Origin of the sequence: Pseudoxanthomonas mexicana (genome assembly GCF_010093385.1) — a bacterium.
Lineage (GTDB): Bacteria > Pseudomonadota > Gammaproteobacteria > Xanthomonadales > Xanthomonadaceae > Pseudoxanthomonas_A > Pseudoxanthomonas_A mexicana.
This window is the reverse complement of the sequence record NZ_PDWV01000064.1, coordinates 1-19,500: the sequence shown is the minus strand read 5'-3', so window position 1 is coordinate 19,500 and position 19,500 is coordinate 1. Positions and strand designations below refer to the sequence as shown.

The 19,500-nt window shown below is 65.2% G+C and carries 16 protein-coding genes and 1 pseudogene; 10 read left to right on the top strand and 7 right to left on the bottom strand.

The features are described 5' to 3' along the window. Positions 1-222 precede the first annotated feature (222 nt). The 5 genes from CSC76_RS16780 to CSC76_RS16760 all read right to left on the bottom strand — a co-directional run bounded on the left by CSC76_RS16780 (position 223) and on the right by CSC76_RS16760 (position 5,628). The gene (locus CSC76_RS16780; protein WP_162111113.1) at positions 223-948 is read right to left on the bottom strand and encodes a hypothetical protein; all 726 of its coding nucleotides are present in this window, start codon (positions 946-948) and stop codon (positions 223-225) included. Between the two features lie 668 nt (positions 949-1,616). Further along, entirely contained in the window at positions 1,617-2,627 is a 1,011-nt protein-coding gene (locus tag CSC76_RS16775; RefSeq protein WP_162111112.1) for an ATP-binding protein, read from the bottom strand. Between the two features lie 48 nt (positions 2,628-2,675). Further along, positions 2,676-4,526: a hypothetical protein gene (locus CSC76_RS16770; protein WP_162111111.1), complete on the bottom strand. Its 1,851-nt coding sequence runs from the start codon at positions 4,524-4,526 to the stop codon at positions 2,676-2,678. After that, positions 4,519-5,238, bottom strand: coding sequence for a hypothetical protein (locus CSC76_RS16765; RefSeq protein WP_162111110.1), 720 nt, complete (start codon positions 5,236-5,238; stop codon positions 4,519-4,521). Before CSC76_RS16765 ends, CSC76_RS16770 begins: the two co-directional genes overlap by 8 nt. A gap of 126 nt (positions 5,239-5,364) precedes the next feature. Next, positions 5,365-5,628: a hypothetical protein gene (locus CSC76_RS16760; protein WP_162111109.1), complete on the bottom strand. Its 264-nt coding sequence runs from the start codon at positions 5,626-5,628 to the stop codon at positions 5,365-5,367. Positions 5,629-6,044: 416 nt separating this feature from the next. On the opposite strand from CSC76_RS16760, the gene CSC76_RS16755 reads away from it, so the two are divergent. Beyond that, positions 6,045-7,304, top strand: coding sequence for a hypothetical protein (locus CSC76_RS16755; protein WP_162111108.1), 1,260 nt, complete (start codon positions 6,045-6,047; stop codon positions 7,302-7,304). Positions 7,305-7,731: 427 nt separating this feature from the next. Continuing rightward, positions 7,732-7,995 (top strand): helix-turn-helix domain-containing protein, encoded by a 264-nt coding sequence (locus CSC76_RS19300; RefSeq protein WP_162111114.1) that lies wholly within the window; start codon positions 7,732-7,734, stop codon positions 7,993-7,995. 147 nt (positions 7,996-8,142) lie between these two features. Here the strand turns inward: CSC76_RS19300 and CSC76_RS16745 are convergent, their stop codons facing one another. Then, on the bottom strand, positions 8,143-9,153 hold the full coding sequence (locus CSC76_RS16745) for a hypothetical protein (protein WP_162111107.1): 1,011 nt from the start codon (positions 9,151-9,153) through the stop codon (positions 8,143-8,145). Between the two features lie 1,041 nt (positions 9,154-10,194). After that, positions 10,195-10,590 (bottom strand): annotated as a pseudogene (locus tag CSC76_RS19445) (cation-transporting P-type ATPase); the annotation flags it as partial. A 487-nt stretch (positions 10,591-11,077) separates the two neighbouring features. On the opposite strand from CSC76_RS19445, the gene CSC76_RS16735 reads away from it, so the two are divergent. From CSC76_RS16735 to CSC76_RS16700, 8 genes are all read left to right on the top strand, one after another. Then, positions 11,078-11,743: a response regulator transcription factor gene (locus tag CSC76_RS16735; protein WP_162111106.1), complete on the top strand. Its 666-nt coding sequence runs from the start codon at positions 11,078-11,080 to the stop codon at positions 11,741-11,743. After that, positions 11,730-12,272, top strand: coding sequence for a hypothetical protein (locus tag CSC76_RS16730; RefSeq protein WP_162111105.1), 543 nt, complete (start codon positions 11,730-11,732; stop codon positions 12,270-12,272). Before CSC76_RS16735 ends, CSC76_RS16730 begins: the two co-directional genes overlap by 14 nt. Next, positions 12,212-13,093, top strand: a complete 882-nt coding sequence (locus tag CSC76_RS16725) for a sensor histidine kinase (RefSeq protein WP_162111104.1) — start codon at positions 12,212-12,214, stop codon at positions 13,091-13,093. Before CSC76_RS16730 ends, CSC76_RS16725 begins: the two co-directional genes overlap by 61 nt. A 136-nt stretch (positions 13,094-13,229) precedes the next feature. Further along, positions 13,230-14,345, top strand: a complete 1,116-nt coding sequence (locus CSC76_RS16720; protein ID WP_162111103.1) for an efflux RND transporter periplasmic adaptor subunit — start codon at positions 13,230-13,232, stop codon at positions 14,343-14,345. A 5-nt stretch (positions 14,346-14,350) separates the two neighbouring features. Continuing rightward, positions 14,351-17,458 (top strand): efflux RND transporter permease subunit, encoded by a 3,108-nt coding sequence (locus CSC76_RS16715; protein WP_162111102.1) that lies wholly within the window; start codon positions 14,351-14,353, stop codon positions 17,456-17,458. Further along, positions 17,455-17,757 carry a DUF3240 family protein gene (locus CSC76_RS16710; protein ID WP_162111101.1) on the top strand — a complete coding sequence of 101 codons (303 nt, stop codon included), beginning with the start codon at positions 17,455-17,457 and terminating at the stop codon, positions 17,755-17,757. Before CSC76_RS16715 ends, CSC76_RS16710 begins: the two co-directional genes overlap by 4 nt. Next, the gene (locus tag CSC76_RS16705) at positions 17,754-18,983 is read left to right on the top strand and encodes a TolC family protein (protein WP_162111100.1); all 1,230 of its coding nucleotides are present in this window, start codon (positions 17,754-17,756) and stop codon (positions 18,981-18,983) included. Before CSC76_RS16710 ends, CSC76_RS16705 begins: the two co-directional genes overlap by 4 nt. After that, positions 18,961-19,500: ArnT family glycosyltransferase (locus CSC76_RS16700; protein WP_162111099.1), on the top strand; the 540-nt coding region annotated here is incomplete at its 3' end. The genes CSC76_RS16705 and CSC76_RS16700, both read left to right, overlap by 23 nt.

Sequence of the window (19,500 nt, the reverse complement as noted above, 5' to 3'; positions counted from 1 at the left end):
GCTCGACCGCGCGGGCTCAAACGGGCATGTTTATGCAGGTTCATCCGGGGCTCCTGGGGGCTGGGTTGGCTTCGCAACCCCCATCTTCCAGAGATGCCCCGGATGAACAACCTACCGAGAGATCACACCTAGTTGTTGGAGCCGCCAACAAATCGCCCCGAGATTGCAGAAGTGCCGCCAATGTGCCCCGTTTTTATCTGGGCCAACTGGTCGGCCCGGTCGTCAGGCGGCTTTGGAGACCGACGTGGACGGGGTGTGAAGCGGCTTATCGGGTACCGACACCAAGCGAACTGACCTGAGGCGACCTAATCGTCCCACCAGTTCCAGGATGGGCCAACTTTTGGCTGGCGTCAGTTCGGGATGCTCGTTCAGCTTGGACCGAAGGATCGCTTCCAGTCCCCAGCGATAGGCACTCGTAAGCAGATGCTCCAAAGCATCGGACAGATGTCGGCGACCTTCAAGCTGATCGATTGCATGGGAGCGCTCGGCCTGCAGCGAGCGATCCTGCAAGGGCGGGCTGGTCCTCAATACCTTGGTTGTGAGATCCAGCACCTGCCCAATGAATGCGGCAATGCCACGGTCCACCGCGGACAGATGAAGCCACGTGCTGGCGCCTCCCTGTCCCCGTGGGGAAATAAAGCAGTCAGGACGCAGGAACACGTTCTCCCGCAATGTCGCGTCGGCTTGCAGGTTGTTGGCTTCCACAAGCTCAAAGGGCGTCCTGCTCTCGTAAGGCAGCCAGAACACCAGGCTCTTGGTGGCCTCACACAGCTTGGGATAGATGGTGGTCGGCAACGGGGCCATGGTCAGGGGTCGTTCGGCGCCCCACGAGGACCACCCCCAGAACTGGCGGGGAGCGGGATCCACGCCCTGGCCACTGAAAAGCTCACGGCTCCAGGGGCGATACGGTTGAGGCGCCTGCAGCGAGGGCGGTGGCGCGGCCAGCATTGCATAGCCATCATCCCAGTGGGCACAGTTCTCAGGGACACAGAGCCAGCGTGAGGCTCGGCGGCGAATGGCCCATCTCAGGTACTCCTCCAACCACCCTTCGGCCTCTGCGGTGGGAAAATCCCACATATCCACTGTGGCGGTGAGGGGTTCAAACAGGTCAGCGCCACAGGCACAGATGCCCAACTTTGCCGCCGAGTCGAATCGCGCATGCCACGGGTTGCCACAGTGACAGCAACGCTCTTCCAAACGGCAGCCATGCCACGGGCAATGGGTGATGGAAGGCAGCTGGAAAAGGGCGCAGTGATAGCCATGCTGCGCACAAGACGGACACTGCCTAACCGGACGGGCTTGGCGGCCGAACAAGTCGCCGGTCTGCACTGGCGACCAAGTTTAAGGTCGCCAGTACGCCGCCAAGGACGTGGATTGAAGTCCTAGAATCTGGAGCAAGCTCAAGGTGGGCTTGCTCCGCCGTTGGGTGGCCAGTAGGACATCAGCCACCTGGTGATTACGGAACCCTAGCTTGCTTAGTTCGGAGGACATGGGTGTGGCCAGCCGTGTCACCCGCTGCATCAGCCCGTACCCGGACAGATACGGGTACGGTTCGAGCTCTGCACCCGGCAGGGCGGGCATCTGAGGCCGTGCCTGGATGATGGCAGACCAGGACACTACGCCGCCTCGGGCATCGGCTGGCCCCGCAGGCTTTCCGGAAAGGGCAGCCGCGCACGCACGAATTCCAACCTCAGGTAGCCGGTGGTCAGCAGCGCATTCTTGACCTGGGCGGCAGTGAAGCCTTTGAAGCCGGGCTCGCGTGCGGCGACTTCGGAGAGCAGGTAGTGCACCACCAGGGTGAAGGTCGCCATCGGCCAGGCCTCGCTTTCCGGCAAGTGGAAGGCCTTGCGCAGGGCCTGCATTTCGCTCAGCAGCAGGCCGGCGTCAGACGCCAGCGTCCAGCCCGCATCGAAAGCCGTCCTGGCGAAGTAGCGCGAGAAGGACATGTCCGGCGTCGGCCAGGTCATCGCCTTGTCGTAGCGCGAGAGCGCGTGGGCAATTTCCCGCAAGCCCATCAGCGGCTGAAATGGCATGGTGTCCATGAACCAGCGACGCACCGTGTGCGAGGGACGCTCCAGCCAGTCATCCCCGATATCCACGCCTTCGGCATCGCTCTGCCGCACCAACACCAGGAACAGACTGAGCTGGTCATCCGTCAGTTGGCCGTCCAGGTCTTCCAAGTACTGATACTCGGTGTCGGTGATGCGCTGGGCGTTGTCGATGAACAACACCATCCGGCGAACCTTCGCCTGGCCGCAGCGGGTACGAATGAAATTGCGCAACCGCTCCAGCGCCACGCTGGGCTCCACGCGCAACGCCGTGGAAATGCGCAGGCGACTGTTCATCGCACCCCAGAACGCACGATCACTGCGCCGATTGCCACTGGGCATGACCATCCGGGCTGCCACGCCGATAGGTTGTTTGCCCGGCCCGATGAGCCAGCGCGAGGCATTGTCGGTCAGGTACTGCTGTGCAGTGGTCTTGCCTAGACCACCGCCACCGTAAGCCGAGCAACCATGGTGGCCTTGGCTGATGTTGGTGACGATGAAATTAGCTAGCGCGGTGGTGGGCATCGTATTGATCTGGTAGCCGTTGGTGATGAAGATCGGATGCTGATCGTCAGACATGTTCAACTCCTGCACGAAAGGGAATTAGCAGCAGCACTACGTGCCGCCTCAGTCGTCGTCGAGGGTGATCCACCCGCCGGGGGGAACCCGCGCAGCTTCTTGAAAAGCAGGCTTTCGTCGGGTGGGCGGCGTTCCCGCATGCAGCTGCTCAATACGGGCCAGCTGATCCACCGCCTGCTGCGAGTCGGCGCAGTGCGCACGCAAGGAATCCACGTACGCCTGGATCGCACAGTCAACGCCAATGATGGTGAAATCCTTGCGCTGCTTACTCCATTGCATGATCAACTTGCGAGTAGTCTCGTCATGAACGGTGCGTGTCCACGGCGAGGCCGCCCGCACCACGCACATCGGAGCCGTCACCGAGCGCATCAGCAACAAGGTACGCAGATCGTACCGGTTGACTCGGGCCAAGATCCGCTTGCCGATCAGCTCCCACTTGTTGTCTAGATCCGGGCTGCGATACCGGACGTAGGCGTAGTTGACGTGCGGCATCACCCCTTGGCCTCGATTGCCGTGAACCACCAGCGGGATGAGTACGCTGCCCATGTCGGCCGCATCTTCATCGCCTGTGCCCACGGTGAAGTCGAAGGCCCGCCGGCGCTGCATCTGAAGGAACTGCAGCGGTGAGAGATTGCCCAGCGCGCTGTGCGGGGTAGCGTTGTAATTGGCGATGATCACATCCAGCAGTTCTTCGAACGCGTGCAACTGGATGGGGTGGTCAGAGGGTGAGAAGTTGCTGATGCGAAGCTTGCTCTCGCCCAGGCGTTTGGCTGGCTCGAATCCGCCGGGGATCTGGCGCAAGGCACCGCGCTCAAGACGGGAGAACAGTTGCTCCACGATCGGACGCGAGCGCGGCTCATGGGCCCGGCCAAACACCAGCATCCCGCCTCGGGCGCGGCAGAACGGCTGCTCCAGATCGGCGGCTAGATGCGCCTTGGCGTTGTCCATGGCCACCGAGCGCGAGCGCCAGCCGGGCATCTGGTTGAGCAGACCAGAGGGCAGGCCAGCACCGGGGGCGTACTCCAGATCTGGGACAGTCAGGGTGCGGCGCTCCCAGGGCCGCAGACTTACCGCCAGGCACGAGGCCACGTCCAGATTGTTGTAGGCCCGGCCTACTCGCAGGGTCCAGCCGACTATCGCCCGCGAGTCGATTTCTATTTCCACCAGCAGCCACAACGAGGTGATGGGCCGCACCGCCAGCCCGCCCTTGGGCAGGCTCACGCTCAAGACCGTCTCGATGTCGATGCGATGGCCGTCGAGCTCGGTGCGTGTGAAGGGGGTCTGCGGGAAAATGTCGGTCAGACGGCTCACCGGCTCGGCCGCCGAGTCCCACTCGCCACCCGGGACTGCCAGTCGGCGGTTACGAAGAAAACGCAGCAGCGCTCTGCGCCCCTTGTCCGTTTGGTTGAGCGGGTAGTAGTCGCCGAGATCCAGCCGTTTGAGCTCATCGACAATGCGTTTGTGCAGGCGCAGGAACACCTTGGGCGGCTTGCCCGGAGGCAAGGGGTGATCAAAGGCATCGACCCACCCGCGAATCGTGGGCTGGGCGGCCATCAGCGCTGTCATTGCGTGGGCGGCGGCGCGGCGCGGCATGGCGCTTGCCTCTTCGGCTTGCGGACGTCGCTGATAGACCCCCCATGGCACGCAGACGCGGTACCCAAAGGGTCGGCCATCGGCTGCCAGTTCGGACGCTAGTTGCACCATATGGCGCAAGCGCTTGCGACACAGCCGATGCATCGTGGCGGCGCTTGAGAGCGAGCACGCACCAGTCAAGACAGCAGTGAGCGCCGCGCACGCTTGCCGATAGCGCGTCCGTAAGGCTTCGGCCATTTCACTCTCCGGCGGCCGATACCAAGCTTGCAATTGCTCCTGATCGTAGATGGCGTGCACATCAGTCATGAGGCACCTCCAGCACGGCATCGCGCGCGCCCGGCTGGTAGTCGACCAGACGCAGCGCGCCCTCGTGGATCATGCCAGCCACCACCGCCTGCACTTGGCCGGGGTCGTAGGCCAAGGCATCGATCGTGCGCGCCAGACTCACCCGCTCTGCATTGCGCACCAAAGCTTCGATGTGCGGCCGAATCAGGGCGCGATTAAGCAGTCGGCCGTATTCCCAGACCAACGGCAACAGCTCAAAGGCCGTGGCCAGCCACGCTCTGCTGGCCAAGAGTTCGGCTTCGGTCACGTAATGCAGCACCAAGCCTTGGCGCTGGGCCACGACATCGAGAGAACCACGATCCCGCACGGACAACGTGCCGGTAGTGCTGCCGAGATTGCCGCTGTGCGGGATCAACATATGGAAGCGTTCTTCACCGCTCTTGCTGCGCGTCCAAAAGCTGATGTCGACCTCCTGCCTGTCAGACAGTTTCAGGCGGCGTGGGCGCTCGACATATGCACTCAAGGTGGGGTCGAACTCCAACTGCATGGCAAACGCCACATTGACCGTGTCGGCAATGGTTACAATGCGCTGGTTACGGGGAGAAAAGAAAACGAAGACTTCCCGGCGACTACGCTCGCCGCGATTAAGCATGCGAGGCTGATAGGGAAGGGCGGCATTCACCGCGTGGGCGGTGATCGGTTTGGCTTGGGTGGCCTTTGTTCCAGCGGTCATGGTGATCTCCTTGTTGCGCGCATGGCGCGCGCGCGAAGTGCCGGCCGATGCTCCGGCACCAGCTTCAGGGCAGCGCTGTCTGCCCACACTGTGGTGGGCAGTTCTCAGCGAACGGGAGTGGCGGCGTTAGGCCGCCTGCAGGCGAGGGCTGAGGATCGCGCGGCGGACTTCGCTCTCCTGAATCACCTCAAGGCACAGGCGCTGGTAGGGCCGCTCGCGTGGGCTGAACTCGGCTCTCCACAGCAGATAGTTCTCGCGACCCGGACAGCGCATGGGCAGTGCCTCGATGGCTTGGTGCGTGGGAGCAGAGATGTCCGCGAACTCAAAGGCGTGCTGTTCGGGGCACTGGATCAAATCGGCCTTAATGGCCGAAAGCGAGTCATGCAACATGGGATAGACCTCTTTGGGGTTGCGTTTCAGGCAGCCGTTGACCGAACCCAAAAAAGGTGCAAAGCTCTGAGGTGACGGGCCTCTTAACGGCTCTGCGGGACCCCCTAGCCGGGGTCCCTTTCTTTTTTAGGAATGGAAAAGCGATTTTTTCGAGTAGGGAACTGGCTTCGATAGGCAACTCCTAGTCGGATAGAACCCGCGGTTTAGAAGGGACGGGGCGATGGCTTCCCAGCTCTGCCAGCCATGCGGCTACATCGCGTGTACGCGCGAACCAGCCGCGACGGCCGGGGACGCGAAATACGGTCACCGGCAGCGCGCCCTTGCTTGCGCTGCGCCGGAATGAGCGCTCACTGCCGAATTTGAACAGGGCCACCAGCGCTTGGCTGTCCATGAGTTCGCCATGCAGTGCCACCAAGGTGTCTGCCACGCCCTCGCAGCCGTCGATAGCACCCGAGGAGCAGTTTTCGGTCACGAAAGGCCCCCCATGGACAGATGCGGCCATCGAAGCACATTATTGGCCCGGCGTGCGCCACCCTTATTTGGAATTACGCTCTATTCCTGCCGGACGTCCCCAGGGAAGCTTTCGTGAGGCCGCCGAGCGTGCCCGGGCATGGCATTGGCTGGTCGAAGTCATGGCCCTGGCCGACGTCGATAAGGTCCAAGCATTGGACCGTCCTAGTCCTCGCCATGCGTTGATGCGCGGGGCACGGCCGGGGAAATGCTTCGAGCCCGTCCTGCTCGATGGGTACAGGCCTGCCAAATGGCTGCGCACGCACGTGGCAAGTAAGCAACGCTATAAGGCCGCGCAGACCGCGTATGCGCATCCGCTGTGGGACCACCTGAAGGAGCGTTCCCCCTGCTTTCCCGATGGTGCGGCGTGGCTGGAAGCGCAGCTCACGCGCCATGGCATGCTTCAGGTTGAGCCGGACGACGACGCGCATGCCATTGAGCTGGGCCTGGTCGCAGGCGAGCAGGCGCTGACCGCAGACACCACCTCGCGGCTAGATCTGCAGGTCCAGCGTTTCCTCTCGCTCGATGGGCTGTTGTTGTTATTGCTGCTTTTTCGGGAAGCTCAGGATCTGGGGCATCGTCAGCAGGCGGCTAGGTTCCGCGCCGTGCTCCACGCCGTGGGCATGGAATGGGCACGACTCCACCGCTACCAGTGGGAGGTACGGGATACTTGGCGCTATCTGCTCGAGACCCGCTTCGTGGACTGGGCCCCCCGCTTTCAGCCTTCGGAAGCGGTCATGACGCGCGCCGAGCAGGAGTTGGTGCGGCACCATGACTTTATCGCCAATTTCTCTAGCGCTAAGCCGCGCACCCCGCCGGGACAGGGCAAGGGACGGATTGAGCGACGCTGGCGTCGTCAGGTACTGATGCGCGCGTGTCGCCTCCACTTCGAAGGCGTTTGCGACCTTCCTGGTTTTGAGTACCGAGACGCCAGCTCCACCTTCGAGTGGCTGACTGCGCAACGCGACAATATCCGTCAACATTCCGCGCGTGCGACGAAGCTGCTGTTGGGGTTCCCGGACATGGACCAGACGCCGGCGTTGGAACCGCTGGTCATGCCTGCCGCCCTGTTTGCACAACGACAGCGTCCCTCGTGCTCCGGCACGGACCGTAGGTTGTTCCGGGATCACCTGCCGTTCGATGTGATCCCGGTCCGCAGCGAATAGTGCGGCTGGGTCACCCATCCCGGCTCACGGGCTCAGTGGGCGTCTCGCGGCGGGGCAGGGGCCTCATGCAGGAACTCCAACGCGGCAGCGTTAATGGCGAGCGCGCTGGGCGGAGGCGGGATCGCCTCACGCTCGGCCTTGCTCAGGACGGCCATACACGTGGATTCGTCTGGATGACTGAACAGCCACGTCAGATAGCGCGCAAGCCCCTCGTTCAATCCGACCTGAAGCCCGGCGGCCACCGCAGCTGGGGGCAATGCGATGTCGGACAGATCAAACTCATTGCCCCCGAGCGTAGAGCGAGGTCCTCCAACGTCGGCGGTTTGGACCAGACACCAGTGCACGTGCAATTCCACGGGGCCTCCAGCTCAAAATGCTACCGAAAATAGTGTAGACCAATAATAGTGCAGTTCTTAGTTTGCTGGCGGTGTCTGCCGCACTCGCTACCGCTGCGCTATATCCCGTCATCAGGGCCCACCGGATCGCCCTAGGCGTGAGTCAGGAGGCATTTGCCGACCAGATTGGGATGCATCGCACCCAGTACGGTGCTATTGAGCAGGGACGCAAGGACTGCCGGCTCTCCACCTTGATCCGGATAGCGCAGGCGCTGCAGGTCGATCTGTGGGAGCTGCTCCGACAGGCCCAGCAGACGCCCCCGAAGCGGCGTCCACGAGGCATCGCCCGCAGCTAGCGACGGCGCCGTCCGGAATTGCCTGGCGTCGTGAGCTTCCGCGCACGGCCAGCGGCGGATCGGGCAGCCGGTGTCGCCACCAAAGGGGGGTACAACGGCGTGCCACACCGGCATCGCATTAGCTGGAACGCCGGCCCGCGTTCCAGACTATTTGCAATTGGTCGGATCAGCCAAACATTTGGCTAGACGCGCGTTGGCAGCAATTTCATCCGCACGGTCGTTGGAGGCCTTGGCCTTTTCGGCAGCCGTGTTGCCCTGGAACTCAGGCAGTACCGCGTTCACGACTGACAGACCTTGGGTGGCGCCGGTGTCCTTGGCGTACTGCACCTTGGTGATGACGCCAGACTCGGCCAGTTCCAGCGCGAAGACCTGTTTACCGAAGGCACGCGCCCTCGGTATGGGCAGATAAAACGTCTGACCATGCTGAGGGGCAACGATCGTCTGGGCCGGCAGCGCAGGGCCATTACAGCCGTTGCGATGGATCACGACATCGGCTGAGCCTGGCTGCCTCAGCTCAAGCTTGGGGGAGGGATCTCCCTCAGCGATCTTCGGCCACGTATTGGCCGCCGGCTTTTTGCTGGTTACCGAAGCGCAGACGCTGCCTACAAAGCTGTTTAGCTTGGTCTGGGAAGCTTCACTCCCCGGTGCGACGGGAATATTGGCTGTACCGTCCCCCAATGGCAGACCCTGCATCTTGTAAACGATAGCCACCGGCTTCTTGTCGCCCAACTGGTCGATGACATTGCACGCGACTGGGTGCGGGGCTGCGCCGCCCCCATCTATGCCATGGATGGAGAACAAGGATCCAGCAGCGGATGCAACAGCTTTCAGGATCTCACCGCCCTGGCCGGTGGCTTCAGCGTTGACGGTTTTCAATCGGCCGTCGGCGTAGTAGCCCAGAGTCAGGCTGGTATCGGCCATGCTGCCGTCCAGTGTCTTGATCGACAGCGGGTGCCATGTGTCCGCCACATAGCGTGGTTGCACCTCGGCGGTAATGACCTCGATCACGTGCTTCTTCTTGTTGCATACGAAGGTGCGCGTGACGCTGACGTCGGCCACGGCTTTGGCATGAAAGTAGCCGAGCGTGACATCCGGCGTGCTCGCGCAGGCCGCAAACAACAGCAGCAGTGGAACACTCGCCAAAGCGCACTTGTTCATCGCTGTCTCCTGATGGATCACCATGGTAGAGAGCCACCGGCCGCCGGGGTGTGGCGAACAAATGGCTCGTGAAGTAGTAGCGCGTGACGTACCCCGTATGGCGTGACCGTGCACGCCCCTCCTTAGTCGTTGCAACGCCATGTCCTGGGCGCTGCGGACACGTAAGCGCGTTTACTTACAGGTATGTAATTCGCGATTCTTTCGCTTCGCAGCGCCATGCGAACTGATCGCCGATGCGATAGATTCTGGTTGCGATCGCTAGGGGATAATGCAAAACGTCAGCACAGATAACTTTTAATGCGCTGGTGGTGCGACTAAGCGCGCTCGATGTACATGGTACTGCGATGGTGATTCGCGCGAAGAAGCGGAGCCATTCGTTCATGCGCCTGATGGCACGGGTAAGCACTTGTAACAGGCGCAGCCCACCTCAGCGCGGTGCACAAGGGTTCAATGTGTAGCTTCATGGTGGTGGCATCGCGCGCCTTGACGGGCCCGCCCGGTCCCGCAGGCGCGATCCTCGTCCCATTCGACAATGCAGGAGATGCGAGATGGCGCTGTACAAGCACGGAAATTATCTGACCCAGTCACAAGACGCGGCATTTGATGCCGTGCACGGCCCCGGTACAGCGGCCCCGCATCCGGGTATATACCGCTGTACTTCCTGTGGCGATGAGATCGCCATCGCTGGGGGGCATACCTTGCCCCCGCAGAATCATCGTCAACACAACCCGGCCAATGGGCAGATACGGTGGCAGTTACTGGTGTATCCAGTGCAACAGCGCTAAGCCAGCTGTATGTAGAACGATCGCGCGTGTCAGCCTGATCCACTCACGGATGGGGGGTGACGCACCTAGATTGGGGGCGACGGGCTCCAGCAGTCGTGCGCCTAGATGCGCCGGCGCAGATCCGGCCTGGAAATACCCGGCCACGCTGACTACCGAGCGGTGTTCGGTCATGGCCATCAGCGTCGACAGGGCAATGCCCTGTCACGCGCCCTCGACAACAAATCCTAGTCAACCTTGGGGGCGCCCGGTGCCCTCGTTATGAACATTTCAAGCAAGTATCCAGCGCATGCTCGGGCTCTAGCGGGCCAAGGCCGCACTTGTGACTGCAACTGCTTGTGGGGTGTCTAGATCGATTAGGGATCGTTATCGAGGGTCGCCGAGATAAGATCGCCCTTCCATTTAGTGGCCAGTGCGGCCGTGCTGGGGTCTGCGTGCGCCCGTGCAGGAATGCGTCCATGCCGAGCAGCGGCGCGATCGCCACCGGCAACACGACAGCCTCGCTGCGTTCGCCCACCCGGGCGAACAGCCCAGCGCTGACCACCAGGAACCACAGCATCGGATCCGACAGGCTGGCTGCGAGCAGCCGCCAGACACCGCTTGGCATGGGCGGCAAGATGTCGTTGGCGCCATGCCGCTCCCGGCAGTCGGCCGCCTCGGCTGGCGTTCGGTGATGCGGTGCCTATGGCCCTGACGGGGTGCTGCGCCATCGGCTTGCCCGGTCCGGCCCTCCCCCCGCAAGCCCGGTCCGGATTCGCCCTCGGGCACGCGCCGGTTATCCGGTGATACTCGTCCATGGGGCGGATGCCGAATTGCTGTGTTTCCAAAGCGTCAACCAAGCATGAGGGCGCATGCTGTCGCCCCCGCCATGCCGAATCGTGCCGTGAATGCTTCTGTTTCCTCCCCGGACTCGAAAGCCGCCGTACCCGTGTGGGATCTCCCGGTCCGGGTTTTCCATGGGCCCCCGGTCGCGGCCTTCTTCGGCGTCTGGTCGACCGGTGAGGAGGACGGTGCCGGTCGACTGCATCTCCTTTCGGATTGGCGGCTGGCGAACAATCGGGCGCGGCCGGTGGGATCCTTGAGGGTCCTGCCAGCGCAAGCCATGATGAGCGCAAGCCCGAAGACGACGAATGAGCAGCCGCATGCGCATCCTCATTGTTGAAGACTCGCCGACGCTGGCAGACGCCCTGGCCGCCAGTCTGGCGCGTGAGGGGTACGCCTGCGACCATGCGGGGGACGGCGCCAGCGCCGCGGCCTACATCGACCAGTACGACTACGACATCGTGGTGCTGGACTGGATGCTGCCGCGCCGCGAAGGAATCGATGTGCTGCGAGAGCTGCGGCAGAAGGGCGGACAGGCGCGCGTATTGATGCTATCGGCGCGCGACCAGGTGATCGACCGGGTGACCGCGTTGGATGCGGGTGCCGACGACTACCTGGTCAAACCCTTCGCACTGGATGAGTTGCTGGCCCGCCTGCGCGCTTTGGCGAGGCGCCCGCGCGAAGGCGGGGAAACGCGGCTGGCGCTCGGCGGGCTGGAACTCGAACTGCGCTCGCACCGGGCACTCTGGCGCGGTCAGGACGTCCATCTCACCCCCAAGGAGTACGCATTGCTGGAACTGCTGTTGCGCGAGCGCGGCCACCTGCTGACGCGCGCGCAAATCTTCGATCGGCTCTACAACAGCCAGAGCGAAGCATCGGACAAGGTGGTCGAAGTCATCCTCAGTACCCTGCGCAGCAAGCTGGCGAAAGCGGGGGCGCCGGATGTCATCGAAACGCGTCGAGGATTCGGCTATGTCATCCCCTGAGGCCAATTCCCCACCCTCGCTCCAGCGGCGCCTCCTCTGGCGGCTGACGCTTGGCATCGGCTTGCTGCTTGGAATGCTCTTCGTCGCGCTCGATTCGCTGCTGGACCTGACGATGTACCAGCGTCTGGATCAGTTCCTCGAAGCGCGGGCGAGCGCGTTCTCGGTGCAGCTGGAACGGCGCGGCCACGAGGACATGGACACCCTGCTTGCCGCTTACGACCTGGGCGGACACACCGAGTTCTTCGCGATCTACGACGGAAACGGCCGGCTGCGGACGAAGTCGGGGAACAGCGCCGGCGGTGCGGTGTCGTTGCCGCAGCCGGCCGTAGCCAGCATTCATTACGATACGACGCTGCCCGACGGACACCGCGGGCGTGCGTTCGCCCGGCCGCTATCAACAGACGGATGGCTGGTGCTGGCAACCGAGCGCGAAAGCTGGGACCGTACCGAACGACGGTGCACGGGATCATGGCGGGCGGCATTGTGCTTGCCATCCTGCTGGCCGTGGCCATGTGCCTCTTGCTGGTAAGGCATGCGTTCCGCACGATGACGGAAGAGGGAAGTAGGTTGGCGGCGATGTCGCCCGACCAGGTGGCCCAGCTTCACGTCGACCATCTGCCGCGTGAGATGCAGTCGTACGCGCGCGCGGTGCGGGATGCATTGGAGCGTTCTCACCAGGCGCTCGAGCGGGAGCGCCGGTTCTCGCGTCACGTAGCCCATGAGTTGCGCACGCCGGTGGCGGAGGTCCGTCTCGCCGTCGAACACGCGCTGCGCGCAGGCGACGCGCCGGCATTGCGGAAGGGAATGGAGGCCGCCTTGTGCGCGAATGCCCGCATGGAACGCAGCATCCATGCATTGCTGGCGCTTTCTCGCTGGGAATCCGGACTGGAATCGCCCGAACCCGATCCGCTGGACCTCTCCATGCTGTTGCGCCAACTGATCGACGCCACCGCCGGCTCGCATCCGGACGTGCCGCCGGTGCAACTGCAGGCGCCGCCAAGCGCATGGGTGCATTCGGATACCGGCATGCTCGAACGGATTCTGACCAACTTGCTGCACAACGCATTGGACTACGGAGACCCGGCGCGGCCGGTGCGGGTACGGCTGCAGCAGGAGGCCGACGGCTACCGCTTGCGCGTATGCAATGCGGCCAGCGGCCTGCATGCCGAGGACGTGGCGCATTTCGGCGAGCGCTACTGGCGCGGGCGCGACCGCGGAGGCGACCGCCGTCACGCGGGATTGGGGCTGGCGCTTTCGCAAGCGCTGGCCAATGCCCTGGGCTTGCGGCTGGTTTTCTCACTTGAGCAGGGCGAGGTCATCGCCACACTTGGGCCGTTCGCGGCACTGTAACGGTCAGGTTCGCCTGTTCCGCGGGCGACAAGTGGGCGCTTTCCTCGCCACCGGAAAGTGCGTTCGGCCTCCGTCTTAAGCGTTCCCCAAGCTTGGTCCGCCAGCATATGCGCAACTGGCTTGAGGATCCGCGCGTATGCGTCTGCGCCCACTGTACTGGATGGCAACTGCGGCGGTTGCCGTGACGCTGCTGGCATGGTGGCTATGGCCGCATGGTGCGGAGGCGCGGGCGGCCAGTGTTGCGCCCACCGCCGATGCGCAGGGAAGGGTGCGGCTGACCCAGGAGCAGGAACGCAACCTCGGCATCAGGATCGAGCGGAGCCGCGCCGCGACGGACGTGCCGGTGACCGGTCTGCCCGCGGAAGCGATGCCGCCGCTGGCGACGAGTAGCCAGGTCACCGTTCCGTTTGCCGGCGTGGTCACGCGCGTGCTTGTGGACGAAGGCGAGCATGTGCGGCGCGGGCAGCCGTTGCTGCGAGTGCAGAGCCGGGATTTCATCGCAGTGCAGGGCGCGCTGGCGCGCGCACATGCCGAGTCGGGCGCGGCGCAGCAGCAGGCTCGCCGGGATGCGTTGCTGGCCGAAGAGGGCATCATTCCGACTGCGCGCAGGATCGAGAGCGAAGCGCGATCGGCAGCGGCGTCAGCCAGCGTGAGGGAGGCCGGCGCCATGTTGGCCCAGTTGCGTCGCCCAGCGGAAGGCATGCCGGGCGAATACGAGATCCTCGCCCCTCAAACCGGGCGCATCCTGCGTCGCGGCGTCAGGCCGGGACAGGCGATGGAGGCGATGGCCCCAGCGTTCTTGGTCGCCGGGGGCACCGGGCTGGATATCGTGTTCACCGCGCCCATCGGCCTGCATGGCGAGTTGCGACCCGGCCTCGGCGTGCGTCTGCCCGATGGGGGCATGGCCACGGTGGTGGCGGTGGGCGCGGATACCGACGCGCTGAGCCAGGGCCTGCGGGTCCGCGCACGCGCGGAGCGCGCCGGCACCCTGGTCCCGGGCCAGCAGGTGGAAGTGGCGCTGTCGCTGCCTGCGCCGGCGGATGCGGTGGAGGTGCCGGCGTCGGCGCTGCTTCCGCAGGGGGAGAAGCAGGTGTTGTATCTCCTCGAGCAGACCGGCTACCGCGGGCAGGTGGTCGTGCCGCTAGGCAGCGACGGTAGCCGTGCCGTGGTCAGCGCCAAAGGCTTGCGTCCTGGCATGCAGGTGGTGGTCGCGGGCGCCAGCGTGCTCAAGTCGCTGGCGCCGACGGAGTAAGCGCTGTGCTCGCACGCCTGATCGAATTTTCGCTGCGCCAGCGCCTGCTGGTCCTGCTGGTCGCTTTCGGCATCGCCGGGGCGGGCATGCTGGCCTTCGCCCGCTTGCCGATCGATGCGTTTCCTGACATCTCGCCCACCCAAGTGAAGATGGTGCTCAAGGCACCGGGCATGACGCCCGAGGAAGTCGAGGCGCGGGTTATCGCCCCCCTGGAAATGGAGTTGCTGGGCGTCCCGCGCGCCGTGATGTTGCGCTCCACGTCCAAATACGCCATCGCCGACATCACACTGGATTTCGCCGAGGGGACAGACATCTACTGGGCGAGGCAGCAGGTGGCCGAGCGCTACGGCAACGTCGTCCCGCTGCTGCCTGCGGATGTCGGCGGAGGTCTTGCACCGATCTCCACCCCGCTGTCGGACGTCTACATGTTCACCGTCGAGGGCGGCAACCTGAGTCTGCAGGAGCGCCGCAGCCTGCTCGACTGGACCCTGCGTCCGGCCTTGCGCACGCTGCCCGGCGTGGCGGACGTGAACGTGCTGGGTGGCCATGCGCGCAGTTTCGTGGTGGTGCCGGACCGCGTCCGCCTGGCCGCGACCGGCCTGCGCCTGCGCGACATCGCCGACGCGCTCGAGCGGAACAACCGGAACGACGGCGCGGGTCGCCTGCGGGCCGGCGAATCGGCCTTGATCGTTCGCGCCGAAGGCGCACTGCGCTCGCTCGAGGACATCGGCAACGTCGTGGTGCGCGCCGGCATGCCGCCGATCCGGATCCGGGACGTCGCGCAGGTGAAGGTGGACGCACTGACGCGCTATGGCGCGGTGGCCAAGGACGGCGAAGACGAGGCGGTGCAGGGCATCGTCGTCGCGCTGCGGGGAACGGACGCTTCGCAACTGATCGCGCGCGTCGAGGCCCGCCTGGCGGAGCTCAGGCCAGGCCTGCCCGCCGGCGTCCGGATCGTGCCGTTCTACAACCGCAGTGCGCTGATCGAACGCGCGGTCGGAACGGTGACCCGCGCGCTGATGGAGGCCACCGTACTGGTGGTGATCCTGCTGCTGCTGTTCCTGGGCGAGTGGCGCGCCTCGGTGGTGGTCGCTTCCATGCTGCCGTTCGCATCCTTGTTCACCTTCCTGCTGATGCAGGCGACCGGTCAAAGCGCCAACCTGATGAGCCTGGGTGGCTTGGCGATCGCCATCGGCATGTTGGTGGACGCGGCCGTGGTGGTGGTGGAAAACACCGTGGCCCGGCTCGGCCCCGGGGCCGCCGGCGCACACCTGCCGCGTCTCCACCGGGTGTACGCGGCGGCGCGCGAGGTGGCCACGCCGGTGGCCGCAGGCATGCTGATCATCGTACTGACCTTCCTGCCGCTCCTGACCCTGGAAGGGCTGGAGGGCAAGCTGTTCAGTCCGGTCGCCCTGACCATCGTGTTCGCGCTCGGGGCGTCGCTGCTGTTGTCGTTGACCTTCGTGCCCGTGGTCGCCTCGTTCGTCCTGAAGGAACATGCGCACCGCGAACCGTGGCTGATGCGGAAGATCGACGGCTTCTATCGGCCGTTGCTGGACAAGGTACTGGCCAGGCCGGGCCTGGCGTTCGCCGGTGCTGGGTTGGCGCTGGCGCTGGGCGTCGTCGGCTATCTGGCCGTGGGCAAGAGTTTCATGCCGACCATGGACGAGGGCGACATCCTGGTGCAGTTGCAGAAATCCCCGTCCATCTCGCTTGAGCGGTCGGTGGAGCTGGACATCGCGGTTGGACGTGCGCTGCGCAGCCTGCCCGAAGTCGACCACGTGGTATCGCGCGTCGGGTCCGATGAGCTGGGCCTGGATCCGATGGGCCTGAACGAGACCGACATGTTCCTGAAGCTCAAGCCGAAGCGCCAGTGGCGCGAGCCGGACAAGGCCTGGCTGGTCGAGCAGATCCGCCGGACGCTCGTCCAGTTCCCCGGCATCGAGTACGGCTTCACCCAGCCCATCGAGATGCGCGTGTCGGAGATGCTCACCGGCAGCCGCGGCGACCTGGCCATCAAGGTGTTCGGTCCCGACCTTGGCGTGCTGGGCGATCTGGCCGCGCGTGTGGCGGCGACCGTGGAGAAGGTGCCCGGTGCGCGCGATGTGCTGACCCAGACGACCGAGGGTGTGGACTACCTCAAGCTCGACATCGATGCCGCCGCCGCGGGGCGCTACGGCTTGTCGGTGGCCGATGTGCAGGACGAGCTGCGTGCGCAGGTGGAGGGCGTGGCGGCCGGGCACGTCATCGAGCCGGACCGGCGCACCCCGATACTCGTTCGCGGAGGCGACGAGGTGCGGATGTCCGCCGAACGCTTCGCCCGCATCCAGATCAGCCTGCCTGATGGCGGCGAGGTGCCACTGTCGGCGCTGGCCCGGATCCAGCCGGGCAGTGGTCCGGTCAAGATCGGACGGGAGGGCGGCGCGCGCTTCGCCCTGGTGCAGGCCAATGTGGACGGGCGCGACTTGGTCGGATTCGTGGATGAGGCCAAGCAGGCCGTGGCGTCCCGGATCGCGCTCCCGGCGGGCTACTCGCTGCAGTGGGGGGGGCAGTTCGAGAACCAGCAGCGTGCAGCCGCGCGCCTGGGGCTGGTGGTGCCGGTGGCGCTGGGCTTGATCTTCGTGGTGCTGTTCATGACGTTCGGCTCGGCCAGGCAGGCGCTGCTTATCCTGTGCAATGTCCCCTTCGCGCTGGTGGGGGGCGTGCTCGCGCTGTGGATGTCCGGTCAGTATTTGTCGGTGCCGGCCTCGGTGGGTTTCATCGCGCTGCTCGGCGTGGCCGTGCTCAACGGCCTGGTGCTGGTGACCCAGTTCAACCAGCTTCATGCACAGGGCTTGCCGATGCAGAGGGTGGTGCGCGAGGGCGCATGGCGGCGCGTGCGCCCGGTGATGATGACGGCCAGCATTACCGCACTGGGCCTGGTGCCGCTGTTGCTCGCATCGGGGCCAGGCTCGGAAATCCAGCGCCCCTTGGCGATCGTGGTGGTCGGTGGGCTGGTATCGGCCACGGCGCTCACATTGCTGCTGATGCCTTTGCTGTACTTACGCTTCGGCCAACCCGATGGCGGGCACACGCGCGGTGGCATCAAACCAGGTGAAGGAGCCTCCGTATGAGCCTGTTGCGCCTGAGTGTGCTGTTTCCGCCGGGGCTGGAAGAGCCCATCACCGAAACCATCAGCGCGGATGCCTCGATGCCCGGGTTCACCTTGCTGCATGCCGAGGGCCACAGCAGCGACTTCAGCCGTGCCTCCAGCGCAGAGCAGGTGCGCGGACGGATCCAGCGGCGGGTGTTGTGGATGGTGATGGAGGCCGATCGGCTGGACGACGTACTCCAATTGTTGCGCACGCATGTGGATTGCCGCGACGTGCGCTGGTGGACCGAACCCGTGCTGGCGATGGGAAGGCTGGGATGAAGATCGTCTTTATGGTGCTGCTGTCCGTTGCCGTCCTGCCTGCGCAGGCAGCGCAATGGTTGCCGGACCCCCAACGCGTGGCCCAGGCCATCGGCGCGCAGCCCGAAGTGCGGGCTGCCCGCGCTCGGGTCGACGCGGCGCGGGCGCAGGCCCGCGCCCGCGCCGCCGGTCCTCATGAGGTCACTGCAAGCGCCATCGTCCAGCAGCGCAACATCGACGAGGCCGGAGGCGGACGCGACTATCGCGAATACGAGTTGCAGGTGGGGCGCGCGTTCCGCCTGCCCGGCAAGGTGGCGTTGGACCGGAGTATCGGTGAGCAGGGCGTGCTGGCCGCGGAGTTGCGTTTGGACGATGCGCGCCACCAGGCGGCGCGCCGACTCCTGGACGACTGGATGGCCTGGTTGCGCGCCGACGCACAGCGCAGAGAGATGGACGGCCAGTTGGAGGCTCTGCGGCGAGAGCACGCTGCGCTGGCCCGCCGGGTGCAGGTAGGCGATGCCGCGCAAAAGGATCTCGATCTGCTCGGGGTGGATCTGGCCCAAGCCGAGGCCCAGCACGTGGCGGCCAGCACCGCGGTGGACGTGGCGCGGCAGGCGCTGACGACGGATTTCCCATCGTTGTCGCTGCCGGAGCGGGTTCCTGAAGTGACGGTACCGCAACAGCTGACGGAGTCCGCTGAGGTCTGGGCTCGGCGCATCGTCGAGCGGAGCCACGAGATCGCCGCCCTCGAGGCGGATGCTGCCCAAGCCGATGCCCTTGCCGCGCGCAGCCGCGCCGATCGCTTCGCCGACCCGACCATCGGCCTACGCCTGATGAACGATCGCGACGGTGCCGAACGGGCGCTCGGCGTGGTGGTGTCGGTGCCGATAGGAGGCCGGTACCGCAGTGCGGCGGCCGCCGGGGATGGTGCGACGGCCGCCGCACTGCACGGCGATGCGGCCGCCATGCAGCGCGACATCCGGCGCGAGGCCGGGACAAGCGTCGAAACCGCACAGGCCCGGTACAGCCAATGGCTGGCCCAACGGCGTGCCCTGGACGCCAGCAGTGCCGCCAGCCGGCGCGTGCATCGTGGTTGGCAGTTGGGCGAACTGTCGTTGTCGGATTGGCTGATGGCCGAGCGGATGCAGCGCCAGATCGCACTGAACGAGGCGGAGGCGCGCATCGCGGCCGAGCGGGCCCGACTCCGCGTCCTGGTGGATAGCCATGAAATCTGGCACGAGGAATAGCGCGCCCGTTCACTGGCGTGAAGGCCCCGCCCGCCGTCGCGCCTGGATCACCGTGCTGGCGGTCCTGCTGGCCTTCACCTTCCTCGGCATGCGCGGCATCTGGGATCCCGACGAGGGGCGCTACACCAACGTGGCACTCAACATGCTCGATAGCGGCGACTGGCTCGAACCGCATCGTCACCACGAGACCGGGCACTGGACCAAACCGCCGCTCACCTACTGGGCGATCGCCGCGAGCGTGGCGGCATTCGGCCGGGATCCGTGGGCGGCGCGGTTGCCGGCGGCACTGGCCTACCTGCTGAGCGCATGGCTGGCCTGGCGCATCGCGCGGCGGCTGACGCCCGGCGCCGAGGACATGGCCGCGCTCGCCTACGCCACGATGCTGCTGCCGTTCGGCGCATCCGGGCTGATCACCACCGACTTCCTGCTCGCCGCCAGCGAAACGCTGGCGGTCTGGGCCTTCGTCGAAGCGCGCTTCGGCCCGGGGCGGCGGGTGGCCGGGTGGCTGGTGCTGATG